The sequence below is a fragment of the Mastigocoleus testarum BC008 genome (assembly GCF_001456025.1).
GTDB classification, from domain to species: domain Bacteria; phylum Cyanobacteriota; class Cyanobacteriia; order Cyanobacteriales; family Nostocaceae; genus Mastigocoleus; species Mastigocoleus testarum.
Genome location: NZ_LMTZ01000142.1, coordinates 1 through 21,150, shown reverse-complemented (window position 1 = coordinate 21,150; position 21,150 = coordinate 1). Strand labels below are relative to the sequence as shown.

General features: G+C 37.8%; 19 protein-coding genes. 9 read left to right on the top strand and 10 right to left on the bottom strand.

Features of this window, described 5'->3' with window-relative positions:
* Window positions 1-252: 252 nt before the first annotated feature.
* A complete protein-coding gene (locus BC008_RS38230; RefSeq protein ID WP_027845873.1) occupies window positions 253-798 on the bottom strand; it encodes an adenylate kinase family protein in 546 nt (181 codons plus the stop codon).
* A 382-nt stretch (window positions 799-1,180) separates the two neighbouring features.
* Between BC008_RS38230 and BC008_RS38225 the strand changes: the two genes are divergently transcribed.
* Both BC008_RS38225 and dcd read left to right on the top strand, forming a co-directional pair.
* Window positions 1,181-1,717, top strand: a complete 537-nt coding sequence (locus BC008_RS38225; RefSeq protein WP_027845872.1) for a P-loop NTPase family protein — start codon at window positions 1,181-1,183, stop codon at window positions 1,715-1,717.
* A 174-nt stretch (window positions 1,718-1,891) separates the two neighbouring features.
* A complete protein-coding gene (gene dcd, locus BC008_RS38220; RefSeq protein WP_027845871.1) occupies window positions 1,892-2,488 on the top strand; it encodes a dCTP deaminase in 597 nt (198 codons plus the stop codon).
* 122 nt (window positions 2,489-2,610) lie between these two features.
* On the opposite strand, the gene petJ is transcribed toward dcd, so the two are convergent.
* The 3 genes from petJ to hpsU all read right to left on the bottom strand — a co-directional run bounded on the left by petJ (window position 2,611) and on the right by hpsU (window position 4,380).
* A complete protein-coding gene (gene petJ / locus BC008_RS38215) occupies window positions 2,611-2,994 on the bottom strand; it encodes a cytochrome c6 PetJ (protein ID WP_058184520.1) in 384 nt (127 codons plus the stop codon).
* A gap of 107 nt (window positions 2,995-3,101) precedes the next feature.
* The gene (locus tag BC008_RS38210) at window positions 3,102-3,629 is read right to left on the bottom strand and encodes a DUF3122 domain-containing protein (RefSeq protein ID WP_058184521.1); all 528 of its coding nucleotides are present in this window, start codon (window positions 3,627-3,629) and stop codon (window positions 3,102-3,104) included.
* A gap of 163 nt (window positions 3,630-3,792) precedes the next feature.
* The gene (gene hpsU, locus BC008_RS38205) at window positions 3,793-4,380 is read right to left on the bottom strand and encodes a hormogonium polysaccharide biosynthesis acetyltransferase HpsU (protein WP_058184523.1); all 588 of its coding nucleotides are present in this window, start codon (window positions 4,378-4,380) and stop codon (window positions 3,793-3,795) included.
* A 36-nt stretch (window positions 4,381-4,416) separates the two neighbouring features.
* On the opposite strand from hpsU, the gene BC008_RS50040 reads away from it, so the two are divergent.
* A complete protein-coding gene (locus BC008_RS50040) occupies window positions 4,417-4,575 on the top strand; it encodes a hypothetical protein (RefSeq protein WP_161938213.1) in 159 nt (52 codons plus the stop codon).
* Here the strand turns inward: BC008_RS50040 and BC008_RS38200 are convergent.
* The 3 genes from BC008_RS38200 to BC008_RS38190 all read right to left on the bottom strand — a co-directional run bounded on the left by BC008_RS38200 (window position 4,572) and on the right by BC008_RS38190 (window position 7,613).
* On the bottom strand, window positions 4,572-5,519 hold the full coding sequence (locus BC008_RS38200) for a glycosyltransferase family 2 protein (protein WP_027846623.1): 948 nt from the start codon (window positions 5,517-5,519) through the stop codon (window positions 4,572-4,574). The two genes, BC008_RS50040 and BC008_RS38200, sit on opposite strands and share 4 nt — an antisense overlap.
* 73 nt (window positions 5,520-5,592) lie before the next feature.
* Window positions 5,593-6,522, bottom strand: coding sequence for a glycosyltransferase (locus BC008_RS38195; protein WP_027846622.1), 930 nt, complete (start codon window positions 6,520-6,522; stop codon window positions 5,593-5,595).
* A 305-nt stretch (window positions 6,523-6,827) separates the two neighbouring features.
* Complete coding sequence (locus BC008_RS38190) at window positions 6,828-7,613, bottom strand: hypothetical protein (protein WP_027846621.1); 786 nt, start codon at window positions 7,611-7,613, stop codon at window positions 6,828-6,830.
* Window positions 7,614-7,823: 210 nt separating this feature from the next.
* On the opposite strand from BC008_RS38190, the gene cobU reads away from it, so the two are divergent.
* Both cobU and BC008_RS38180 read left to right on the top strand, forming a co-directional pair.
* Window positions 7,824-8,372, top strand: coding sequence for a bifunctional adenosylcobinamide kinase/adenosylcobinamide-phosphate guanylyltransferase (gene cobU, locus BC008_RS38185; RefSeq protein ID WP_027846620.1), 549 nt, complete (start codon window positions 7,824-7,826; stop codon window positions 8,370-8,372).
* A 57-nt stretch (window positions 8,373-8,429) separates the two neighbouring features.
* On the top strand, window positions 8,430-8,867 hold the full coding sequence (locus BC008_RS38180) for a hypothetical protein (protein WP_058184525.1): 438 nt from the start codon (window positions 8,430-8,432) through the stop codon (window positions 8,865-8,867).
* A gap of 274 nt (window positions 8,868-9,141) precedes the next feature.
* Here the strand turns inward: BC008_RS38180 and BC008_RS38175 are convergent, their stop codons facing one another.
* Window positions 9,142-10,434, bottom strand: coding sequence for a class I SAM-dependent methyltransferase (locus BC008_RS38175; protein ID WP_027845189.1), 1,293 nt, complete (start codon window positions 10,432-10,434; stop codon window positions 9,142-9,144).
* Between the two features lie 268 nt (window positions 10,435-10,702).
* Window positions 10,703-11,584, bottom strand: coding sequence for an acyl-CoA desaturase (locus BC008_RS38170; RefSeq protein ID WP_082650729.1), 882 nt, complete (start codon window positions 11,582-11,584; stop codon window positions 10,703-10,705).
* 712 nt (window positions 11,585-12,296) lie between these two features.
* Between BC008_RS38170 and BC008_RS38165 the strand changes: the two genes are divergently transcribed.
* Genes BC008_RS38165 through BC008_RS38155 form a run of 3 tightly spaced genes read left to right on the top strand, consistent with a single transcriptional unit; the run spans window position 12,297 to window position 17,838 of the window.
* Complete coding sequence (locus tag BC008_RS38165; protein ID WP_058184527.1) at window positions 12,297-14,513, top strand: AAA family ATPase; 2,217 nt, start codon at window positions 12,297-12,299, stop codon at window positions 14,511-14,513.
* Entirely contained in the window at window positions 14,513-16,801 is a 2,289-nt protein-coding gene (locus BC008_RS51875; protein ID WP_235596006.1) for an effector-associated domain EAD1-containing protein, read from the top strand. Before BC008_RS38165 ends, BC008_RS51875 begins: the two co-directional genes overlap by 1 nt.
* A complete protein-coding gene (locus BC008_RS38155; RefSeq protein WP_058184529.1) occupies window positions 16,798-17,838 on the top strand; it encodes an AAA-like domain-containing protein in 1,041 nt (346 codons plus the stop codon). The genes BC008_RS51875 and BC008_RS38155 overlap by 4 nt, the downstream gene beginning before the upstream one ends.
* A 47-nt stretch (window positions 17,839-17,885) precedes the next feature.
* Here the strand turns inward: BC008_RS38155 and BC008_RS48930 are convergent, their stop codons facing one another.
* On the bottom strand, window positions 17,886-18,140 hold the full coding sequence (locus BC008_RS48930) for a hypothetical protein (RefSeq protein WP_153009735.1): 255 nt from the start codon (window positions 18,138-18,140) through the stop codon (window positions 17,886-17,888).
* Here BC008_RS48930 and BC008_RS45905 point away from each other — a divergent pair.
* Complete coding sequence (locus BC008_RS45905; RefSeq protein WP_063800850.1) at window positions 18,114-20,684, top strand: AAA-like domain-containing protein; 2,571 nt, start codon at window positions 18,114-18,116, stop codon at window positions 20,682-20,684. The two genes, BC008_RS48930 and BC008_RS45905, sit on opposite strands and share 27 nt — an antisense overlap.
* The last annotated feature ends 466 nt before the right edge of the window (window positions 20,685-21,150 follow it).

Below are 21,150 nucleotides of genomic sequence, written 5' to 3'. Positions count from 1 at the left end.
TCAAACACACTTCAGCCAAACACACTTCAGCAAATAAATAAGTTAAGAAAAGTTTTAATTGAGATCAAAAATACTTCAAGGTCTTTCTTTTGGTAAGAATTGTGTACATTTATCTTTTGATATAGAAATCATCAACTACCGTATGTTCATAATTTGATTTTTTGATGCAATCATTATATAAAACTCATAAAATAAGCCTAAATGCTTTATGGATCAATGCTTGAGGCATTATGAAAATAAAATCAAATAGATTTAAATCAAATTCTTGATACTTTGCTGCACTTCTTCAGAGCTTCGATCACCGTCAATCTTCAACAAACGACAACGCCGGTCATAATATTCAAGAATAGGAATAGTACGCTCGTAAAATAATTCAATGCGACGTTGAATTATTTCTGGTTGGTCATCCGGAAGCGAACGGTCCAAACAACGAGCGATCATTGCGTCTTGCGTTACCTGCAAATAAATAACCCAATTCAGTTGTTGTCCCAATTCTTCCAACAAAAAATCCAGTTCTTCTGCTTGAAAAGCTGTACGAGGATAACCTTCTAATAACCAACCACCCTGGAATTCTGGTTCTTTGAGGTGATTTTTAATAAACTCAATCATCATTTCATCCGGTACTAACTCCCCAGCTTCTAAATATGGTTGAGCGCGAATTCCTAAATTAGAAGAATTAGAAATTGCTTTCCGTAAAACCTCACCTGTGGAAATTATAGGAACATTCAAATTCGTACAAAGCATCTCTGCTTGCGTACTTTTACCAGAACCCGAACCTCCTAAAATTACCAATTTCACAACAAAGTGCTCCTATCAAATGTTACATTAACAGCTATCTAAATTAGTTTTTCCCAAATAAACGATAAATTTAACATTTATATCTCGTTAGGATTTGCAAAACACAAGAAATCAAAATACTAATGTCATATTCCTAATTATTTTGAATTAATTTGTACTGCTGTAATAATGTTTAAATTTTTACTAAAAACCTTTAACGATAATAACTCATACAAATTTTGAAAGACCTTGACTTAACAGCAAAGCAAGTGTTTGACTAATAATGCACTGTAAGCACAATCAACTACAGATAACTAGATATAGCTTGCTTAAACAAGCATATTTAGAACAATAGATATCAGTAAATTCTCTTTACTCTCTAGTAATTTTTTAACAGGGAATCATGGTCGCCCAACTGGAAAGTCCAAACGTAAATTTAACCAACAGCTTACCATATTCAGTAGAAGGTTTACTACAAGTTTTCACTAGTAATCATCGTAGTTTTTTTACAAGCGTCATCGCTCAATCACTGAGGATAGCTGGTCAAGGAACTTCAGTATTAATAGTCCAGTTTCTCAAAGGTGGTATACGACAAGGCTATGAAAAGCCGACTCGATTAGGACAAAAGTTAGATTGGATTCGTTGCGATCTACCCCGTTGTATTGACACACCCCATTTAGATGAGGCTGAAACTGAATCGTTACATCAATTGTGGCAACATACACAAAAAGTAGTACGGGAGGGTAAGTATTCTCTCGTTGTTTTAGATGAGTTAAGTTTAGCAATTCACTTTGGTTTAATTCCTGAAGCAGAGGTTTTAGAATTTTTGGCAAAGCGTCCGCCACATGTGGACATCATACTTACAGGTGCTCAAATGCCTAAATCAATTTTAGATTTAGCAGACCAAATTACAGAAATTCGACGCACTCATGAATCATAAAACTGCTTGACAAGTTCCATAGTACGTGGAGTTAACTAAGGTGTAGTGTGGGCAATGCCCACTTTACCGAAAAAAGAAGACTCTTAAACTCTCATTAACTTAAAAGCTCTGTTCCATCGCAAAAATTTTTGAGATACGATTAGAAACTGTGTTTGTTAACAAAAAAGAATATATATGTTGAAAAATGACAGATGGATTATTGAGCAAGCCAAGACAGGCATGATTGAACCCTTTGAATCTTCTTTAGTACGTGAAATAGAATTACCAGATAAAAAATTTAGAAAAGTTTTAAGCTATGGTTCTTCATCCTACGGATATGATATTCGTTTAAGTCCCAAGCAGTTTTTAATTTTTAGACATATTCCAGGTACGGTAGTAGATCCAAAAAAATTTAATCCAGATAATTTAGAATCTGTACCTTTACATCATGATGAAAATGGAGATTATTTTATTATTCCGGCACATTCCTATGGACTAGGAATTGCCCTAGAAAAATTAATTGTACCGCCGAACATCACCATCATATGTCTTGGTAAGTCAACATATGCAAGATGTTCTATTATTCTCAATGCTACTCCTGCTGAAGCTTGTTGGCGCGGCAATTTAACTTTGGAATTAAGTAATAGTTCCAGCGCAGATTGTCGAGTTTATGCAAACGAAGGTATTGCTCAACTATTATTTTTTGAGGGAGAACCTTGTGATGTCACCTATGAGGATCGTTTAGGAAAATATCAAGACCAACCTCATCAAGTTGTACTCCCAAGAGTTTAAAATTTAAATAAGAAGTTTCCAATGCCCTATACAGGTTCCATGACCAGGGCTTTGGTTTTGTATGACGAATAGTTGGAAATTGATAGTAAATAATTGATAGTGACAAAATTGATAGTGAAAACTTACTTCCATCCAGTTTCAGCTTTTCCTAGGACATAAGCTGCAACATCTCTAATTTCTGTTACACTCAAACGGTCTTTGTAGGCTGACATATTATTCTTGCCATTTGCCACAATCGCAGAAATTGCTTCTACTGAATCCATTTTGTATCTTTTCAACGCCCTTAATTTTAAATTTTTTCCCCGCCTAATAATGTTTCCACCGTTGATATGACAACCAGCACAATTAGCTTTAAAAATCTTCTCGCCATTGGTTATATCTGCTGGGATATTCATTGCTGAAGCGCTGGGGAGGAAAACTGTGTTGGAAAGTAATAGGAGAAAAAACAAAATATAGAGTAACTTTAAAGGCTTTATCGATTTCCATAATTGCTTGAGTGAATACATAAATTTTTTACTTGCAGATTTTTCGTTCGCAGATTTTGGACTTTAACATAAATAGATTTTATATAGCATTGGACTCTTACATTCTGACTTCTGGCTCCTGTTGTAATTCAATCAAAATCAGTTAATAACCACTGCCATTCTGTAACTACGTTGCTAGGAATTTTCAAAGTAAGATTTTCCTGAAATTGCAATGGGATATGAAGCTCTAAAGAATCTGTTGTGGATAACTGACTTAATATATTTGTCAGTCTGTATTCCCCCACGTTGGGCGCAGGAGAGGTTTTGGCGTAAACATCAATCGCACTGAGTAATTTCCCATTCCTAGTTAATATTTCCAAGGATTGGGGATGAGAAATTTCTACCACACCTGGAAAGCCTACTAAACGCAGGTTAATATTTTCTGCAGCGCCAGGATTGTTTTTTTTATAAAGTACCACTTGCCAAGCCATTCCCGAATCATCTTTAATCGAAACTTGGGAATGATACCGTAAAACCCCAGGTGTTTCATGATGCTGGCGTAGTAATGCTAATGCTTCTCCTGGCATTGATACTAAGTTAATTACTATTAGAAATAAAACAATTAACCAGTAATGCCAAAGTCGCCAGAAATTGTCCCAATTGCGACTTCCTATCATTATATTTATCTTTTGCTCTGCTCCAATAGTACAGTACCAAAAATCATGTCATTCACGAAGAAGAATAAGTCACCCATTGCAGCGATCAAAAATAATACCAAAATTAAGGGCGCACTTCGGTGCGCCCCTACAGTCAGCTATTAAATATTATTTTGGTAGAATTTTAACCAATGTTTTTTCGCGGATATTGAGGACGACAAGGACTTCCCCAACAAACTTGTCCTGCAGGTATTTTTGTAAAAACGCTACTCCGAGCACCAATTACAGCGTTAGCACCAATCTCTACTCCCGGAGCAATAAAACAATCAGTAGCAATCCATGCTCCATCACCAATGGTAATACCTGCAGTTTTTAATCCAAAAGCTGGATCGTGAATATCGTGGCTACCAGTACACAGATAACTTTTTTGGGATACAATACTATGATTACCGATATTTATTGCTTCAAAACTATATAAAACAACGTCATCGCCAATCCAACTGTAATCACCAATAGTAACTTTCCAAGGATAAGTAAAACGTGCTGTAGGTCGAATCAGTACTCCCTTACCAATACGAGCGCCAAATAACCGTAAAATAGCACAGCGTAAACCATTCATGGGATGGGGTGTCAAGGGAAAAGCAATTGCTTGTACAAACCACCACAACAATACAAACCAACCGGGACGCCCTCGGTCGAACCAAGATTGGTCGTATTTACGCAGATCTACAAAAGGTTTTGTATCACTAACTGAGAATGGTGCAGTATTCATTGGGGATTAGGGATTAGGGATTAGGGATAGCACCGCGTGCCGCCGCGGCATATGGCGACTGGCGACTGGGGTGAGCCCGCACCTTACGGTGAATGGCGATTTTGGGATGGTAATAGTAATTCTGAAATTTGGAATGGTGCGTTACGCGATGCTAACAGCACCCTACTTTTGTCTTTATTTAATCCACATTCCTAAGTAGCAGTTTGTTCGATTTTTTGAGTCAGGGATGATGAGCGATCGCGATTGACTGTTTTATTTCCGGTATTGAGTTGACCGTCACAGTTACGTAATTCGAAGAGTTTGACGCCGATTTGATATTCATATTGACTCAAAAGTCTGCCGTAGATATATCCGGCTTTCCCATCTAAAAAACCACCCTGAAGAATGTAGAACAAAATAAAGCGGAGCAATGGTTTAAACGGTAATCTCACCCAAATTTTCTTCAAAAATCGTTTGCGTTGAACTGCATCGCCAAACAAACTCGCGCCGATTGTACCGCTATCACCTTTACCTGTAAGTAAGTTGTAATATACGCGAGCTTCCCAGTTGGAATAACGATTATGTCGCGCTAACCAATGGTATAAATCCCGGAAGTCTTCATGAAGCATATCGTTTTTGAGATAGCCCACCTTCCCATTTAAAATTACATGTTCGTGAACTTCGTTATCACCTGTGTTGCGAATATCTTCTGTATTTAGGTTTTCGTAGCGACCTAGTTTATGTTTAAATAATCGCAAATTCCAATCGGGATATTTACCACCGAAGCGAATCCATTTACCTAAGAAAAAGACGCGACGATTGAGGTAATAACCATTGAATTCAGGATTATTAATTGAGTAAGCAATTTCTTGCCATAATTCGGGAGTAATCCGTTCATCACAGTCAACAATTAATACCCATTCGTTACGAAATTCTATATTTTCTAAAGACCAATTTTTCTTCTTTGGCCAGCGTCCATTAAAGTGAAATTGGACAACCTTTGCTCCATAGCTTTCGCATATTTCAACACTTTTATCGTCGCTTTGGGAATCAACAACAAAGATTTCGTCAGCTTTTTGCAGGCTCTCTAAACAAGCAGGTAAATTCGCTTCTTCATTTTTGGCTGGGATTAAGACAGAAACGGGAATTTTGTTAGACATAATATAATTATTTTTTATTTTATCTTTGTGTTGTTATTTCTTAGTTAGTATTTCTTAAGTTGTAAATTTCTCTTTAGTGTTTATTTTTTGAGACGAGACCCCGAACAGCTGCATTCAAATAACCAATTTGACCATAGGTATAAACAATTTTGTCAAAGCGTTCTGCTGGGTTCCAAATACATTGCAATGCTTTATATAGACCGCGCAAAAATCTTTCACTACCACGTACCAGTTGACCGACACCAGCAGTTCCAGCCAATTGCTCTCGATAACATTCGCTAATACCTTGCCACCAACCTCTACGGAAAAACCAGGAACGCTTGATTCGTTCTTCAGAGACATTATGTGCAACTAAAGCATCAGGTAGATATGCCACTTCCCAACCCTTACTAAGGGCTAACTCCGTCATTTGTAATTCTTCATTGGATAGTAAATTTTTACCTACTCGACCGAGATTGGGATCGAAACCGCCAATTTCATCCAGAAAACAGCGACGAATTGAATAATTTAAACCTCTGGGAGTTAAACCGGGATTGTTAATGTAAACAGTGCTTTCACCCAGGTCGTATGCTCCTAAATTTCCAGCTAAGCTAGCTGACAGCCATACAGGTGCTTGCTTTCCTGGGGGCCATAATAATGTCACCTTACCACCAGCAATTGCTAGCTTTGGGTTTTGTTCGTAGGCTAAATATAAAATCTGCAGCCAACTTTCGCTAGCTACAGCATCATCATCAAGATATGCTAGTATTTTCCCACAAGAAACTTTAGCACCCGTATTTCGAGCAACGGACAAACCTATTTGTGGCTCATATACGTATTTGAGACGGGGATCAGATAATTTTCTCTCGACAACTTCACGAGTGCGATCGCTAGATTTGTTGTCGACAACTACCACCTCAAAGCCAGCAGCAAAGTTTTGCGCTAGTAGGCTGTCAATCGCTGCTCCTAAATAAGTATCTCGATTGTGAGTGCAGATAATGGCAGAGATTTGCGTGTCTGGCATAAGCTAAATACTTTTAATGCTAGTATAATTACCGATAAATATTCTGAGTCAGTGACAAAATAATTAACCAGTAACTGCTTGCTCAGAGCTAATCTAAACCAGAAGATACATACCTACCAACCGAGTTTTTTCGGAAATTATGTATTTGTCAAAAATAAGACTAGAGGTAATAGGGAATACAATGGAATAAATATTAAGGAGGATAAAGAATAAGCAGAATTTATATTACGCGAGCGCGCTGAGGAATCCTGAAAGATACGGTTTAATCCATCAGAACAAATGCAAGGTAAATAACAAGCGATCTATTACGCCTCAGACTTAAGATGACCGTGCAAAACTACTAATGTTTGAGCTAATTGATTCAGGCGATTTTCTAAGTACTGTTTGCGCCCTAACATTTGCCTTAGTTTTTTATACCTGGCAATTCCCATACTGATGCTGGGAATCTGTTCTGCAGGACAAGGACGAGACCAAACTTTACCGGAGGAATCTAAACCGCACAGGCGGTAGCCGGTGGTAGGTCCTTTATTTAATGCTTCTGTTTGTGCAGCGCAAATTTTCTCCACATAGTCCATTAGTTGATCGACATCACCATGACGTAGTTTTGCTTTCCCTTCGCTGCTAGAACCTTTTGGCTTTTCTTTGACGTCTGATTCTAACCAGCCATTTATGATCGGTCCCTGCAAATAAAGATCTTGAATTTGGCGGACTATTTGTTGTAATTCTGCTTGCCAGGAGCTAGCCATTTGCTGTATCTCTTGTAGGATATTGGTAGCTAATGCAGGATTAGCGCTATTGTGGTGACTAGTAAAGTTAGGAGTCTTGAATTTGGGGAGGTTGGGCATGGGAAAATCGTGTTTGTTTGTACTAAATGCCTGTACTCCGTTATTCTCAACAAACATATTTTCTTCTACAGTTTGTTCTGGAGAGACTGAAGAATCTCGAGTGACATCTGCTTCTGTAGGGACAGAGGTGTCAATTGTAAACGAAAAGGATTGTTGGGGATTCTGTGTAACTTCAGACACTTTATTGTTCTCCGTGTCATCTAAATTATGTAAAGTTGCCTCAATCCGTTTTAACCTTGCGTTCATAATTACATCCCAAATATTTGCAGTTCTAGATCTTGCTTGGTGATGATTTGATTGTTTTGATGGGATTTTTGGTATGTGCCAGACAAGTACATCAAAGATACCGGCGATCGTTTTACTTTTTAACAGTTATCGGACAAATATATTCTTAACCCTAAAGAGGGAAAATAAAAAATACAATCCCAGCTTATTTAAGATACTAAGGAAATAACTTTGAGTAAAGTCATTCTTGTGACCGGACCCTGTCGCTCAGGAAAAAGTGAGTGGGCAGAAATGTTAGCCATACAGTCGAAGAAACCCGTTGTTTATATCGCAACAGCAACTAATAATCTGGACGACAAAGAATGGCATGAACGCATTGAAAAACATCAAAAACGTCGTCCACCAGAATGGTCTACCTTGGAAGTACCGGAGGATCTCCCAGCATCTCTTGCAGATGCGACAGCCAACACCTGTGTGTTGATAGATTCTTTGGGAACCTGGGTCGCCAATCTTCTTGAGGAAGATGAATCTACCTGGGAAAGAATCGTTGAAGATTTCTTAGATACTGTTGATTTAGTTGCAGCCCAGATGATTTTTGTTGCCGAGGAAACAGGTTGGGGTGTCATACCAGCTTACCCTGTTGGTCGGATTTTTCGCGATCGTCTCGGTTCTTTGGTGCGAAAATTAGGCACCGTATCTGAAGATGTATATTTAGTTACTGGAGGCCATGTTCTTAACTTGAGCTTACTCGGTTATCCCCTGCCAAACTCCAAATCTTAACTTAAAATTCCGATTTGATTGCTCCAAATCATTGGCTGACAAAATTAAAATTAGTATATGGCAAATACAAATGAAGTTAAACAATATCTTGCTTGTTGGTTTCAACTAAATAAGCGAGTTATAAGTAGTGATTCTCAAGTTTTATTACCTAGTCAGATTTTTAGTGATCGTGGCTACAGTCAGGAATTTGAGAACTGTTGGAATTTAATCATGTCTTCTGAGAGTGATGAATGGCATTTAGAAACAACGGAGCAAACTATTTCTCAATTGCTCCAACCCTCTTGGAAGATAGTTTCTTGCGCCCGCTGTTCTATGCCAGTTGCAATAGTTGATGCGGGTGTATCATCACATATATGTCCTTGTCACGATTTAGGGAACTGGCCTAACACTGACTTACCACAACCACGTATTCCGGTAAACTCTCAGGAGAAACTCCAAGAAATTTGTAGCAAAGTTGCAAAATCACAAGGGTCAAGAAAAGGATGTATTGATTAATACTCCTTATCTAGAGCTTTATGGGTAATGGGTAATTGGTAATGGGTAATGGGTAATGGGTAATGGGTAATGGGTAATGGGTAATGGGTAATTGGCAATGATGAAGCTAAACAAAAGTCAGAACCTATTCTTAATTTTTATTTGGTATTATTCAATTAAATGTAACAAAATACCTTTAATTCGTTGCTGACTGTTATCGATACATTCCTAAATCTGCAACTTATACAGGTATTGAGAAATCTTCAATTACCAATTACCAATTACCAATTAGCTTTTAACTAAACCTTAAAGGATAATCTAACTTCCATTGCTTACCCTTATAAAAAAGTAGCTGATAAACATGTAAGCTACCATACCTAAAAGAAGATTCGGAAGATTGTAGATAGAGATACCACATACGTAGGAATTTTTCATTATATGTTTCTCCCAACAATGCAATTTTTTCCCTATTTTCAGTAAAATTTTCAGCCCAATATTTTAGAGTTTCTGCGTAGTGAGGTCTGAGATTTTCACAATGGGCAACAGATAGCTTAGCGCCCCAAAGTTCTTGCGTCAATTCCCGAAGCTGTGGAATGTAACCACCAGGAAAAATATATTTAGCAGTCCAAGTACCGATTCGTTCATTACCTTCGGTCCCAATTGTGTGCAACAGACCTACTCCATCGGGAGTTAATAATTCTGATGTTTTTTCCATGAAGGTTGCAAAACTATCTTTACCAACATGTTCAAACATCCCGATGCTGACAAATTTATCGTACTGTCCTTTTATTTCTCGGTAATCAGCAATCTCGATTTTTATTTTGTCGCTCAGACCTTTTGCTTTAATTCTTTCTTTTGCTAGTGCTGCTTGTTCGTCACTCAGAGTAATACCCGTTCCAGTAACGCCATAATTTTCAGCAGCGTAGATCAGCATTCCACCCCATCCACAACCGATATCAATTAGGGATTCTCCGGGTTTTAGCGCTAGTTTCTTACAAATTAATTCATATTTTTGCAGCTGCATTTGCTCTATGGAATCGGTTTCTTGAATCCGATAACCACAGGAATAGGTTAATGTTGGGTCGAGAAAAAGTTGATAGAAATCGTTTCCTAAGTCGTAGTGATATTGTACGTTTTTACGACTATTTTGAATTTGAGTGGGTAATGTGCGCAGACGTTGTGTTAATACTTTGAACAATAGGGGAATTGTTACTCTTTGGTTCGCTTTTGCGTATACGTTACTACGATAAAACAAACCAAGAAGTTCAATGAGATTATCGTTTTCCTCATCCCACCAACCTTCCATATACGCTTCACCAAACCCAAGCGCACCGAAAGCCAAGACGCGATCGTAGGTACCGGGGTTACGAACCCGCAAACGTAGGGCTGGTAAAATATCTGTCCGACCAAAATGGAAAACTTTACCTGCTGGGTTAATTACTGTTAAATTACCTTCTTTAATCAAGCTAAAAAGTTGGTAAAGATAGCGTTCTCCGGTTGGTAGATGAGAAATGCGATCGCTCCAATTAGGGCTAGAAGGAGTAATGATTTCTTGTTCTTTTTTTTCTGGTGCTTGGGTTGGGGTCATATATTCAATATCCTTTGATTGAGAAGGGAAGTTTGAGCAGGAGATAGAAGGGAATTGTTTTTTAGTTGCTAATTGTAAAGGAAAGATGGTGTAAGTGCAGCATGTTTGAAAGACAAAATTATTTGAAAACCCCCTTAGGAAGGGGGACTTTGAGCTAGTTTTATCGCTTTTAAAGGGTTTAGGGAAGCAAAAAAGCTACGGATTTATTTATTAACTAGAGTATTTTGGATCGGGTTTCTTTTCTGTGTTCTCCCTTCTCCATTCCCTTTTAATCTGCTAATTTGCGGTCGCTTGTACTTGATGACTTTTGTGCAACTTTGACATTGGTAGCTAATCCAAGGATTTGCAATAATCGAATGGTCATCCAAGTAATGTCAATTTCCCACCATTTCAAACCATGACGCGCAGAATACTGAAAAGCATGATGGTTATTATGCCAGCCTTCACCGAAGGTTAGGAAAGCAACCCACCAACAGTYAGTAGAAGTATCGTTTGAATCATGACTGCKATACCCTACCATATGGCAAGCGCTGTTGACGAACATAGTAGAGTGAAGTCCGACAAATAAGCGTACAAATATTCCCCAAATAACAAAAGACCAGCCACCAAGAAAATATAAGATAATTGCTAATGCTACCTGAAGTTCAATATAATACCGATGACAAAAACGATAGAACGGGTCATCAGCTATATCTTTGATAAAACGTGGATATTCATTTTTGCTGGGAACAGTGTGCATTAACCAGTTGATGTGACTCCACCAAAAACCTTCTCGGGAGTTATGGGGGTCTCCTTGTTGGTCAGAATGCAGATGATGTAGTCGATGGTATCCAACCCAGCCAAACACACCTCCTTGCAGGGCTAAAGTACCACAAAGAATCAGGAAGTACTCTAACCATTTGGGAGTCTGTAAGCTGCGGTGGGTTGCTAAACGATGAAAGCCAAAGGAAATTCCCAGACCTATTGTCATCCAGTGTAATAAGACTGCGACCCCTACAGCAGCCCAGCTAAAAGTGTGGGGTAGGAATACCAATAGTACTGCTAGATGAAGTACACTAGTAAAAATAATCACCGCCGGTCGAGGAGAAGGTGAATTATCTTGAGATAAAGAAGCTTGAGATAAAGAAGCTTGAGATAAATTACTATTCATGAAGTTATTTTTTCACCCTACACCAAATTGGAGTTCTTCCCACTTCTGACACGGACTAAAAACCTAAGCATAATTGTTCCCTACCGTTTGTAGGGGGTTACGTTTATGTTTAGGAGCGGGAGTCGGTATTAAGTATAGCTTTGTTTAGGAATTACCTCTGACAACTGCTGTACGTTTGGGGGATTGGGGATAGCACTGCGTGCCGCCGCAAGCGGCATATGGCGACTAGGGATTGGGGATTGGGGATTAGGGATTTGCGATTGGGTAATATTATCAACTTCAATTTCAAGCTGTCTATCAGAAATAAGTTAAACAGCGTTTATGAAAAATAAAATTATTGGTAAGGTTTATACTTTGCAGATAACATACGGCACAGTTCGGACAATAAAATATTAATATGCGTGAAATATAAGATAGTCCGGAATCAGATTTTGTGCATTTGTAGTTTTGTTTCAGTATAATTAGCTATTAAATCCTGATAAAGTGTAATATTTATCCATGCTATTGAAGTTACAGAAGAAACATTTAAATGCTGATTAAACGTTACATAGCAAAAATGAGTTAAGCAGTAACTGAATTGATTGGTCAATGGCTGGAAGGTAACGAGTTCAAGAAACTAAGGTAAGTGAGTAGTAAAAATATATTGCCAAATTAGGTGTTCTGGTGACTGGCAAAACCTATTGAGTAAGAAAACCTTATGAGTTTTAAGTGAATGGTGCAAAAAATCTTAATTTTGGCAGCAAATCCTAAGGATGCAACGCGGCTACTTTTAGATGAGGAGATACGGGAAATTCAGGAAGGTTTGAGACGTAGTAAACGTCGCCAGGGATTTGAAATTACCTCCACATGGGCAGTGCGGACTGATGATTTATTTCGCGGTTTATTGGATCGCGAACCTCAGATTGTGCATTTTTTGGGACATGGTGCAGAAGAGGGTTTAGCCCTTGAAGATGAAACTGGAAAAACCAGTGTAGTGAGTGCTGAGATTTTAGCAAATCTATTTAAATTATTTGCTGATCGGGTGGATTGTGTATTACTAGATGGTTGTTATTCGCAAATACAAGCTACTGCGATCGCTCAATATATTCCCTATGTGATTGGAACAAATCATGCAATTGGTGATCGTGCTGCTTTACAATTTGCAATTGCTTTTTATGATGTACTGGGTGCTGGATATCCAATTGAGTCTGCTTATAAATTTAGCTGTAATGCTATACAACTAGAAGGAATTCCAGAATATTTGACCCCAGTTCTCATAAAGAGAGGTGAAGTTAAATTACAACAATATGAGCAAGTACTGAAGCACTATGAAGAGGAGTTTTCAAAAGCTGTACAACAAGAATATCCACTCAGTCAGGAAACTCGTTACAGATGTGACCGTTTTAGCTCAGTTTTAGGAATCAGAAACGAAGATTTAAAAGCAATTGAAACGCGCATTGAAGATATTGAGGAAATTCGTCTAGCAATCAATAATCAATCAATTCGAGATTTTCAGCGGTTAGCACAAGCGATTATGCGGCAGATGAGAGCTACAGACTTAACTCTCATTACTTCTCCATATTTTTCTAATGGTAGTCTTTGGGAAATTACTCTTCCCGAAACTGGTCTGCAACTCCCAACACAAAACGCGATTTTTTATTTGAGTCGAGAAAAAGACTGTACGCAACACGATCGCTTAAAGCAGATTACCCAACAAAGAAATGGAGCATTCTTAATTTTTGCTTCTGTGATTGATAAATGTCCTCACGGGCTATCGCCATTACAAGTGATTTGGTTTAGTCCCTCATCTTTGACAGAAATGATTGTAGTACCGGAAAATAATTTACTCTTTTGGTTAGCCAGGTTTCTATTTGGACAAATTAATGTAGTTGCCTTACCGGGGATGCTACCTTACAAAACCAGGGGAATTGCTAAACTTTTTTTTGGACGTGAAAATGAATTAGCACGCATAACCAGTGGCGAGCAAAGAGGAGGAATCATTATTGGTGCTCACCGCAGTGGTAAAACCTCCTTTCTGGAAAAGCTGAAGAGAAAATTGCAGAAACGGGAATGGAAGGTTATTGGTCCGTTGACTTTTTTTGATTTCCAGTCTTTCTTTAAAGACACCCTAGAGTTGTTGGGTAAAGATTTCTCAATCGGTATGAGTTTAGAAGATTGGTCTTCAGCTTTGAAAGCATACAGTAAAAATAAACAAGAAAGTCGCCTTGTGTTTCTGCTTGATGAAGTAGACAGAATGATCCAAAAAGATTTAAACAGTGGCTCTAATTTAGGACATATGATGCGGGCACTGCAAAATGAGGGTTATTGTGAATTCTTTCTTGCTGGTCATGCTAAATTGCGGGAAGCGATCACCATAGAAGGTGGACCATTTCGCAACTTTGCAGAAGAAATGACGTTAACAGGACTCACGAAAGAAGCTGCTAAAGATTTGATTCAAAGACCGATGAAACTATTGGGGTTTGAAGTTGATGAAAATCAAGCATATCGCATTTATGAGGGTACAGCAGGTGTTGCAGTATTAATCCAAGAATTTTGCCTCCAGCTTCTAGATGAACTTCGTCAAAGTGATGTATCAGAAATTAGTGATCCAATGATTGAAGAGATAGAGCAATCTCCTGATTTTTTGGATATCGTACTTGAGCATTACAGATATGCTCAAACATGGGATTCTATGGCGATTACTCTCTTAACTGCAATAAAAGGAGAAGTAAAAAGAAGCGATATTACTGAAGTTTTCAAACACCACGGCATTATTATTTCAAGGGATAAACTCGATATTGCATTGGATTTTCTCAAACAATTTGGTGTTCTGCAAAAGTTAAAAAATGCTCGTTTCCGGATTTTATCTGGTTATTTAATTGATGCGATCAAAGCTAACGATCCTCATTCTCTTTTGGAATCGGAGTTAGACAAGGGGAGGGCTGAGTAATGTCAGTCCTAATTGAGCGTTTAGAGTTAAGAAAAGATTTATGTGAAATTTTAAAATCAGATTATGTTGCTTTATTGGGGCAACGTGGAAGTGGTTGTAAAACACTAGTTAAGTTGATAGCCACAAATAAATCTCCTTTACCTGGCATGAAATTCATTGCTGTGGCTCTCCCCCAAGGAGTGCAGGATCGCGATCGGTTTATGAAGATATTCCTGAACAACTTGATCGATGCATCTATTCAAATTCCACCACAACCAGATTTATGTAACCAATTTAGGCAAGCAGTTGCTCGAGATCCCGAATGTCCCGTTATCCTTCAAATAAGAAGTATTCTGGATCTTTTGGGGAAGAAATCTACTACCAATTATTTAGTAATTGTTTTACATGCTTTAACTAGTATTGCAGAAGAACCATTAAAAGACTTATTGTTATTACTACGAGAATATCATAGGCAAATAGGAATTCCTGGACAAGGCGGTGAAAAACTACGTTTTCTAGTAGTAGGAGGTGCTCCTTTATGGAATCTTTGTTGTCATAAACCTTCTGATTTAGAGTCTCCTTTTAATATTGCTAAACGAATTTTTGTCAAGGGTTTTTCTTACCAGGAAGTTCAAAGCAAATTTACTGAAATGGGAATTGAACAAGCTCTGAATTTAACAGACTTAGCAGATGGAGTTCCCTCATTAGTTGAATTAATCAGTCAGGAAACAGAATATTTCGAAGATTTATCTAGCTGCTTTGAACCATTAGAAAATAGTTGGAATTCCTTGTCGATTTATGCTCAACAAGCTTTAAAAAAATTAGCAGAATCAGGCCAAGAATTTCCTAGCTATCAGTTGGATCATCAATGCCCTCATATTCCTAAATTTTATGATTCGCCAATCTGGCAAGAAGTCTTTTGGGCGGGTTTCTTAAGACTCAGATATCGAAAATTGACTTGGCGCTCTCCTATCCATTTAGCATTTGTTATTACTCAGGCACAGATAGATACAGATGTGTCTAAATCTACTCTATTTAGAAATAGTTTACTAGAAAGATTAGAATATTTGGAAGAAACTTTAAAAAGTTCAATTAATGCGAGAAAACTAGCAGAATGTACTGAGGAATTAGTTTCTCTTACTGTACATTCAGCTAATGTTGAATTAGTTCCTTTGTTGGAGATGATACTTGAGGGTAAGTCAAAAAGTACTATCTTGGTTAGTCTTAAACAAATTGCTACAGAATCTCCTAAAGAATGGATTAGAAATTTGAGTAACTTGCAAATACAGTCTCAAACACCTTTTAATAAAATTTTGATTGAAGCTGTATTTAGTAGAATTGCCGATGATATTAGGGTAGGAAAAAATAGACAGTCCAAACAAGAATTCTCACAAGAGGAAGAAGTTATATTAAGTTATATGAATATTTCCGGTCCACAAAGTAAGAAATTAACCTATGCTTTGATGGATGCTTTTCCCAACAAAGCATCACTGGAGCAAATGTTATCTTTTGAATTAGATAAAAATCTAGATAGTATTGCTGGTGGAAGTAACTTACAAGTAATTGTATTTAATTTAATAAAAGTATCAAAGGCTGAGAATTGGATTGAAGATTTAATTGCTGCTGCGCGTAGGTCAAATCCTGGAAATTTAAGTTTACAGGCTATTGCTGAAGAACTGTTACAAAATTCCCAGCCAGAAGTAATATCAATTCCTAATACTCCCATACAACAAAACACTCAGCAGCAGAAAATTTTGATTTTGACTGCAATCCCCCTTGGTTTGCGTTTGGATCAAGAAATACGAGAAATTGAAGATGCAATCCGTAGAGCAAGCAGACGGGATTTATTTGATATTAGGACAAGAACTGCTGTTCGTCCCAAAGATATTCGTAGAGCGATCGCTGAAGAAAAACCCCAAATCGTTCATTTCTGCGGACATGGTTTGGAAGATGGTAGTTTGCTGTTAGAAGATGATGGAGGTAATGAAAAACCTGTTCCACCCCAAGGATTAGCACTACTGTTTCGGTTACATGCTGATTACGTAAATTGTGTGTTGCTCAATGCTTGTAATTCTCTTGAGTCTGCGAATGCAATTAGTCAGCATATTAATTATGCGATCGGGATGAACCAACCGATTGAAGACAAAACTGCGATCGCATTTACTCAAGGATTTTATGATGCTTTGGGGTATGAAGTAAAAGATAGCAATCAAGATATTTTCCAAAGAGCTTTTGATGAAGGTTTGGTTGCGATCGCAATGGAAGATTTTTCCCAAGAATCCATACCGGTGATGAAAAAAAAACTGTGAATGAAGATTCTGTAGAAGCAGAGAGAAATCCAGATCCAAATATAAGTATATATATTGACCGACCCCCCATTGAGGAAAAATGCTTAAAAGGAATTTTGCGACCCGGTGCGTTAATTCGGATCAAAGCTGCGCAGAAAATGGGGAAAACATTGCTGTTAGAGAAATTATTGGAACATGCTCGACAGCAGGGTTATCAAACAGCAAAGTTAGACTTGAAGCTTGCGGATAAGTCTACTCTCAATGACTTGAAAAGTTTCTTACAGTGGTTATGTATTGATGTTTCAGATATTTTAGATAAACCGCCAAATTTGGATGAATACTGGCAAGATAGTTTGGGGTTAAATACTAGTTGTACTCGTTATTTTCAAAGATATTTATTAGCGAATACTGATAAACCTATAGTTTTAGCGATCGATAATTTTGAGCGTTTATTTCAATGTGAAAATATTTTCCCTGAATTCTGTTTATTGCTACGGAGTTGGTATGAAACCGCGAAGCAAGGGGACAGAATGGGTAAAATTTGGCGGAAACTGCGGTTAGTGGTGGTTAATTCCACTGAACTTTATCCCACTTTAGATATCAATCGCTCCCCCTTTAATGTTGGATTAGCTGTTGAATTACCTGAGTTTAACCAAAACCAAGTACAAGAACTGGTGAAGAAGTACGAATTAGATCGTCAGTTGGGAGAACAAGACATAATTGAATTAATGGGTTTAGTGGGAGGACATCCTTATTTATTACAGGAAGCAATTTCTAGCCTTGGTAGTCAGGAAATATCCTTAAAAGAACTTATTAATCTTGCACCCACAGTACAAGGAATTTTTAGTTACCACCTAGGACAACAGTTAGAAAGTTTACAAAATGATTCTCAGTTAGAGGTAGCATATAAACAAGTGGTGAATGCAGATCGACCCGTACGACTCGATCAGAAAATCACTTTTAAACTGCACAGTTTGGGTTTGGTTAAAATTCTTCGTAACGATTGTGTTCCTAGTTGCAATTTATATCGTCAGTACTTCTCAGAATTTTTAGGGTAATTTATGTCCAGCAAATCGCCATTAAATAGATTACTACATACCAAGCGTTAATTAACCCCCCCCTGAACTCCTTCAACCTCCTCCTGAACTCCTCCAACCCCCTCCTGACCTTCTCCAACCCCCTCCTGACCTCCCCAACCTCTTCCTGACCTCCCCAACCCCCTCCTGACCTCCCCCAAGGGAGGAAAGAAAGAGGTGTGTTGTTCAAATAAATGAGAACTGCTGTAAGTGTGTATGTCGCAATGACGGTTATTTAAATAGGTGTGATATGAATTATGTTTGACGAAGACGAATATATTCATGAGTATATATTTTCTGGCAGCTTACCCGAAAATGCCAGCACTTACGTCAAACGGGAAGCTGATGATGAGTTATATCAGGCGCTACAAGATGGTAAATTTTGTTATGTTCTGAACTCCCGACAATCGGGAAAATCCAGCTTGCGGGTGAGAACTATGAGTCGTCTAACCGATGCTGGAGTAGAATGTGCATCGATTGATTTATCTTCTGTAAGTATTCAAAGTGCTACCCAAGAAAATTGGTATGCAGATTTAATTGTCAAGCTCATTGATAGCTTTGTTCTGGATTTGAACTTCAAAGACTGGTGGGAGAAAAACCAAATAAACTCACCTTTGATGCGATTTAGTAATTTTCTCGAAAAGCATCTACTAGTTGAAATTGAAGAAAATATTGTTATTTTTATTGATGAAATTGATAGCGTTCTCAGTCTGAAGTTTCCCACGGATGATTTTTTTGCTTTTATTCGTGCTTGTTATAATCAGCGAGTTGATAATCCCGTATATAAACGCCTCACATTTTGTTTGTTGGGAGTCGCATCACCCGGAAATTTAATTCAAGATAAAAGTCGTACCCCATTTAATATTGGTAAAGCAATCTCTCTTAAAGGTTTTCAATTGCATGAAACTGAACCGTTAATACAAGGTTTGCAGGGTAAATTTAGCGAACCTCAAGCAGTGATGGAAGAAATTTTATATTGGACTGGGGGACAACCATTTCTGACGCAAAAATTGTGTCAGTTCATACTCGAAGAATCGGAGCAAGAAAATTCGCGCACTGTTGAGGAAGTTGTCAAATCGCGAATTATTGAAAATTGGGAATCTCAAGATGAACCGGAACATTTACGCACGATTCGCTCCAGAATTTTTAGAAATGAGGAACGTGCTGGGTATTTGTTAGATTTATATCAACAAATTCGGTGTTCAGAAGAGCAGTCTGATATTTTAGATCCCCCCAACCCCCCTTATGAAGGGGGGCTTGAATCTTGTTCATTATCAATTAGTATTACAGCAGATAATACTATTGAACAAAGTGAATTACTGCTTTCGGGGTTAGTTGCGAGACGAGAAGGTAAATTAAGGGTTTATAACAAAATATATCAAGAAGTTTTTAACCAAAATTGGGTTGAAAATGAATTAAATAATTTGCGTCCCTACTCGGAAAATTTTAAATTTTGGGTTGCTTCTGGAGGTAAAGATGAATCTCGACTTTTGCGGGGAAAGGCTTTAGCAGATGCTGATAAATGGGCGAAAGATAAGAATTTAAGTTATCAGGATAAGCAGTTTTTAGCTGCTAGTAGAGAGAAGGAAATTCAGGAGAAAATTGCTGTTCAGGAAAAGGAAGCAATAGAACAGATAAATCGGGTATTGAGTGAAGCGAATCAAAAAGCTAAACAGCGGATTCGTATTGGTTCTATTGTTTTAGTTATTACTTTATTATTTACAGCGATATCAACTTTTGTAGCAGCAAAAAAAGTCATAGAAATTCAAGATAGTAATGAATATCTTGGAATAGTTGAAAAATTGGCTAAACTTGCAGGAGAACTTGAAGATGAAGGTTCTGACTCTGAAGCCAAAGAATTGTTTTCACAAGCTGGTCAATCCGTAAATATAAAAGACCATAAACTCAGAAAAGCAGTTCTATATTCTGGTATATCTTATGCTTACCAAAAGTTAAAATCGAAGGATTTAAAAAAAGCAAAGTATTATCTAGATCGCAGTAATGTACAGAAAGTACACGCATATAGTTCTAATACAGCTTCACAAATTCGTATCCTTACTTTAAAAACTTCAGGAAATTTATTTAAAGAGCAAGATAATAATCAGCAAGCGATTAACGCATATAAATCAGCTTACAATATCCTTAAAAGTCTGAAATCCAAAGGAAAAAGAGGAAAAGCTATAGCTAATATCAGTCCTCCATTCCAAAATCTGCAAATCAAAATTTTATCCAAACAAAATGTAGAAGCATTGCATCGAGAATTTATTGATTTACTATCAAAAGCTGGGGATGAAAATCTTAAGACGGCTGTAAAGGAATCTTTAAAAGAACATTATCTAGATGACCTTAATAATTTACTTGTAAACAAAAAATGGGGACAAGCTGATAGAAGAACGAATCAGCTTATGCTCTATGTTGCGAATAGAGAAGAACAAAACTATTTGAACTCAGACTCCCTCAAAAACTTCTCCTGCGAAGACCTTCAAGATATTGACTCAATATGGGTAGAACACTCAGATCAACGCTTTGGTTTTAGCGTACAAAAGAAAATTTGGCTAAAGACAGGAAATCGAATTGGTATAAATGATGAGTTTAAACAAGAAGATCAACAGGCTTATATTCGTTGGATTTCCCGCCTGGGATGGTATGATGATAGTGGGAAGGATTGGTCACAGTATACAGAAGTGATAAATACAGTCGATAAAAATTATCAAGAAGCACCAGAAGGTACACTTCCACGAGAAGGATCACTCCCACGAGATTGGTTTGGGGGTGGGGGCTCACTCCTGGGGATTTTATTTTCTCGCGCTGCGACTTGTAAAGTGTAACATATAGTGCGTTCGTTGGGTATAAACTAGTCCCCACAGAGGATTTGAAGGATTAGCCGTTAGGAAAAAATCATAAGTAAATACCTAGACAACTGTATGTTTGTACCTCGTACAAAATCCGCTTCTGATAATTTCCAGCAACCTCATTCTGTCCAAATTCCCACCTTGAAATCAATTTCAACACTAAAGTTTTGCCGCTCTAGCGAACAAGGGTCATAAGCAAAGTACGTTTAAACGCACTACAAACCTTACCCAGTCTGATTTATCAGACTTCGCCTATGAGCCTGGGAATTTATTCCAAGGCGGATTATCGGGATTAATTGAGAATACTGACTGCAATATCTCAGTTTAAACCCAATACCCGTGAATGAAATCGATAAGCAACAAAAAATCGTATCCCCTCAAAATTCCGGGGTAAGGAGTTACTCAGGTATCCATGACCAACCAAAAGGATTAGAAGAGGACT

Excerpts from the sequence above, each read along its gene's own strand:
- BC008_RS38225 (WP_027845872.1), top strand. The coding sequence starts at position 1,181 with ATGGTCGCCCAACTGGAAAGTCCAAACGTAAATTTAACCAACAGCTTA.
- dcd (WP_027845871.1), top strand. The coding sequence starts at position 1,892 with ATGTTGAAAAATGACAGATGGATTATTGAGCAAGCCAAGACAGGCATG.
- petJ (WP_058184520.1), bottom strand. The coding sequence starts at position 2,994 with ATGTATTCACTCAAGCAATTATGGAAATCGATAAAGCCTTTAAAGTTA.
- BC008_RS38210 (WP_058184521.1), bottom strand. The coding sequence starts at position 3,629 with ATGATAGGAAGTCGCAATTGGGACAATTTCTGGCGACTTTGGCATTAC.
- hpsU (WP_058184523.1), bottom strand. The coding sequence starts at position 4,380 with ATGAATACTGCACCATTCTCAGTTAGTGATACAAAACCTTTTGTAGAT.
- BC008_RS38200 (WP_027846623.1), bottom strand. The coding sequence starts at position 5,519 with ATGTCTAACAAAATTCCCGTTTCTGTCTTAATCCCAGCCAAAAATGAA.
- BC008_RS38195 (WP_027846622.1), bottom strand. The coding sequence starts at position 6,522 with ATGCCAGACACGCAAATCTCTGCCATTATCTGCACTCACAATCGAGAT.
- BC008_RS38190 (WP_027846621.1), bottom strand. The coding sequence starts at position 7,613 with ATGAACGCAAGGTTAAAACGGATTGAGGCAACTTTACATAATTTAGAT.
- BC008_RS38180 (WP_058184525.1), top strand. The coding sequence starts at position 8,430 with ATGGCAAATACAAATGAAGTTAAACAATATCTTGCTTGTTGGTTTCAA.
- BC008_RS38175 (WP_027845189.1), bottom strand. The coding sequence starts at position 10,434 with ATGACCCCAACCCAAGCACCAGAAAAAAAAGAACAAGAAATCATTACT.
- BC008_RS38165 (WP_058184527.1), top strand. The coding sequence starts at position 12,297 with ATGGTGCAAAAAATCTTAATTTTGGCAGCAAATCCTAAGGATGCAACG.
- BC008_RS51875 (WP_235596006.1), top strand. The coding sequence starts at position 14,513 with ATGTCAGTCCTAATTGAGCGTTTAGAGTTAAGAAAAGATTTATGTGAA.
- BC008_RS45905 (WP_063800850.1), top strand. The coding sequence starts at position 18,114 with ATGTTTGACGAAGACGAATATATTCATGAGTATATATTTTCTGGCAGC.
- BC008_RS48930 (WP_153009735.1), bottom strand. The coding sequence starts at position 18,140 with ATGAATATATTCGTCTTCGTCAAACATAATTCATATCACACCTATTTA.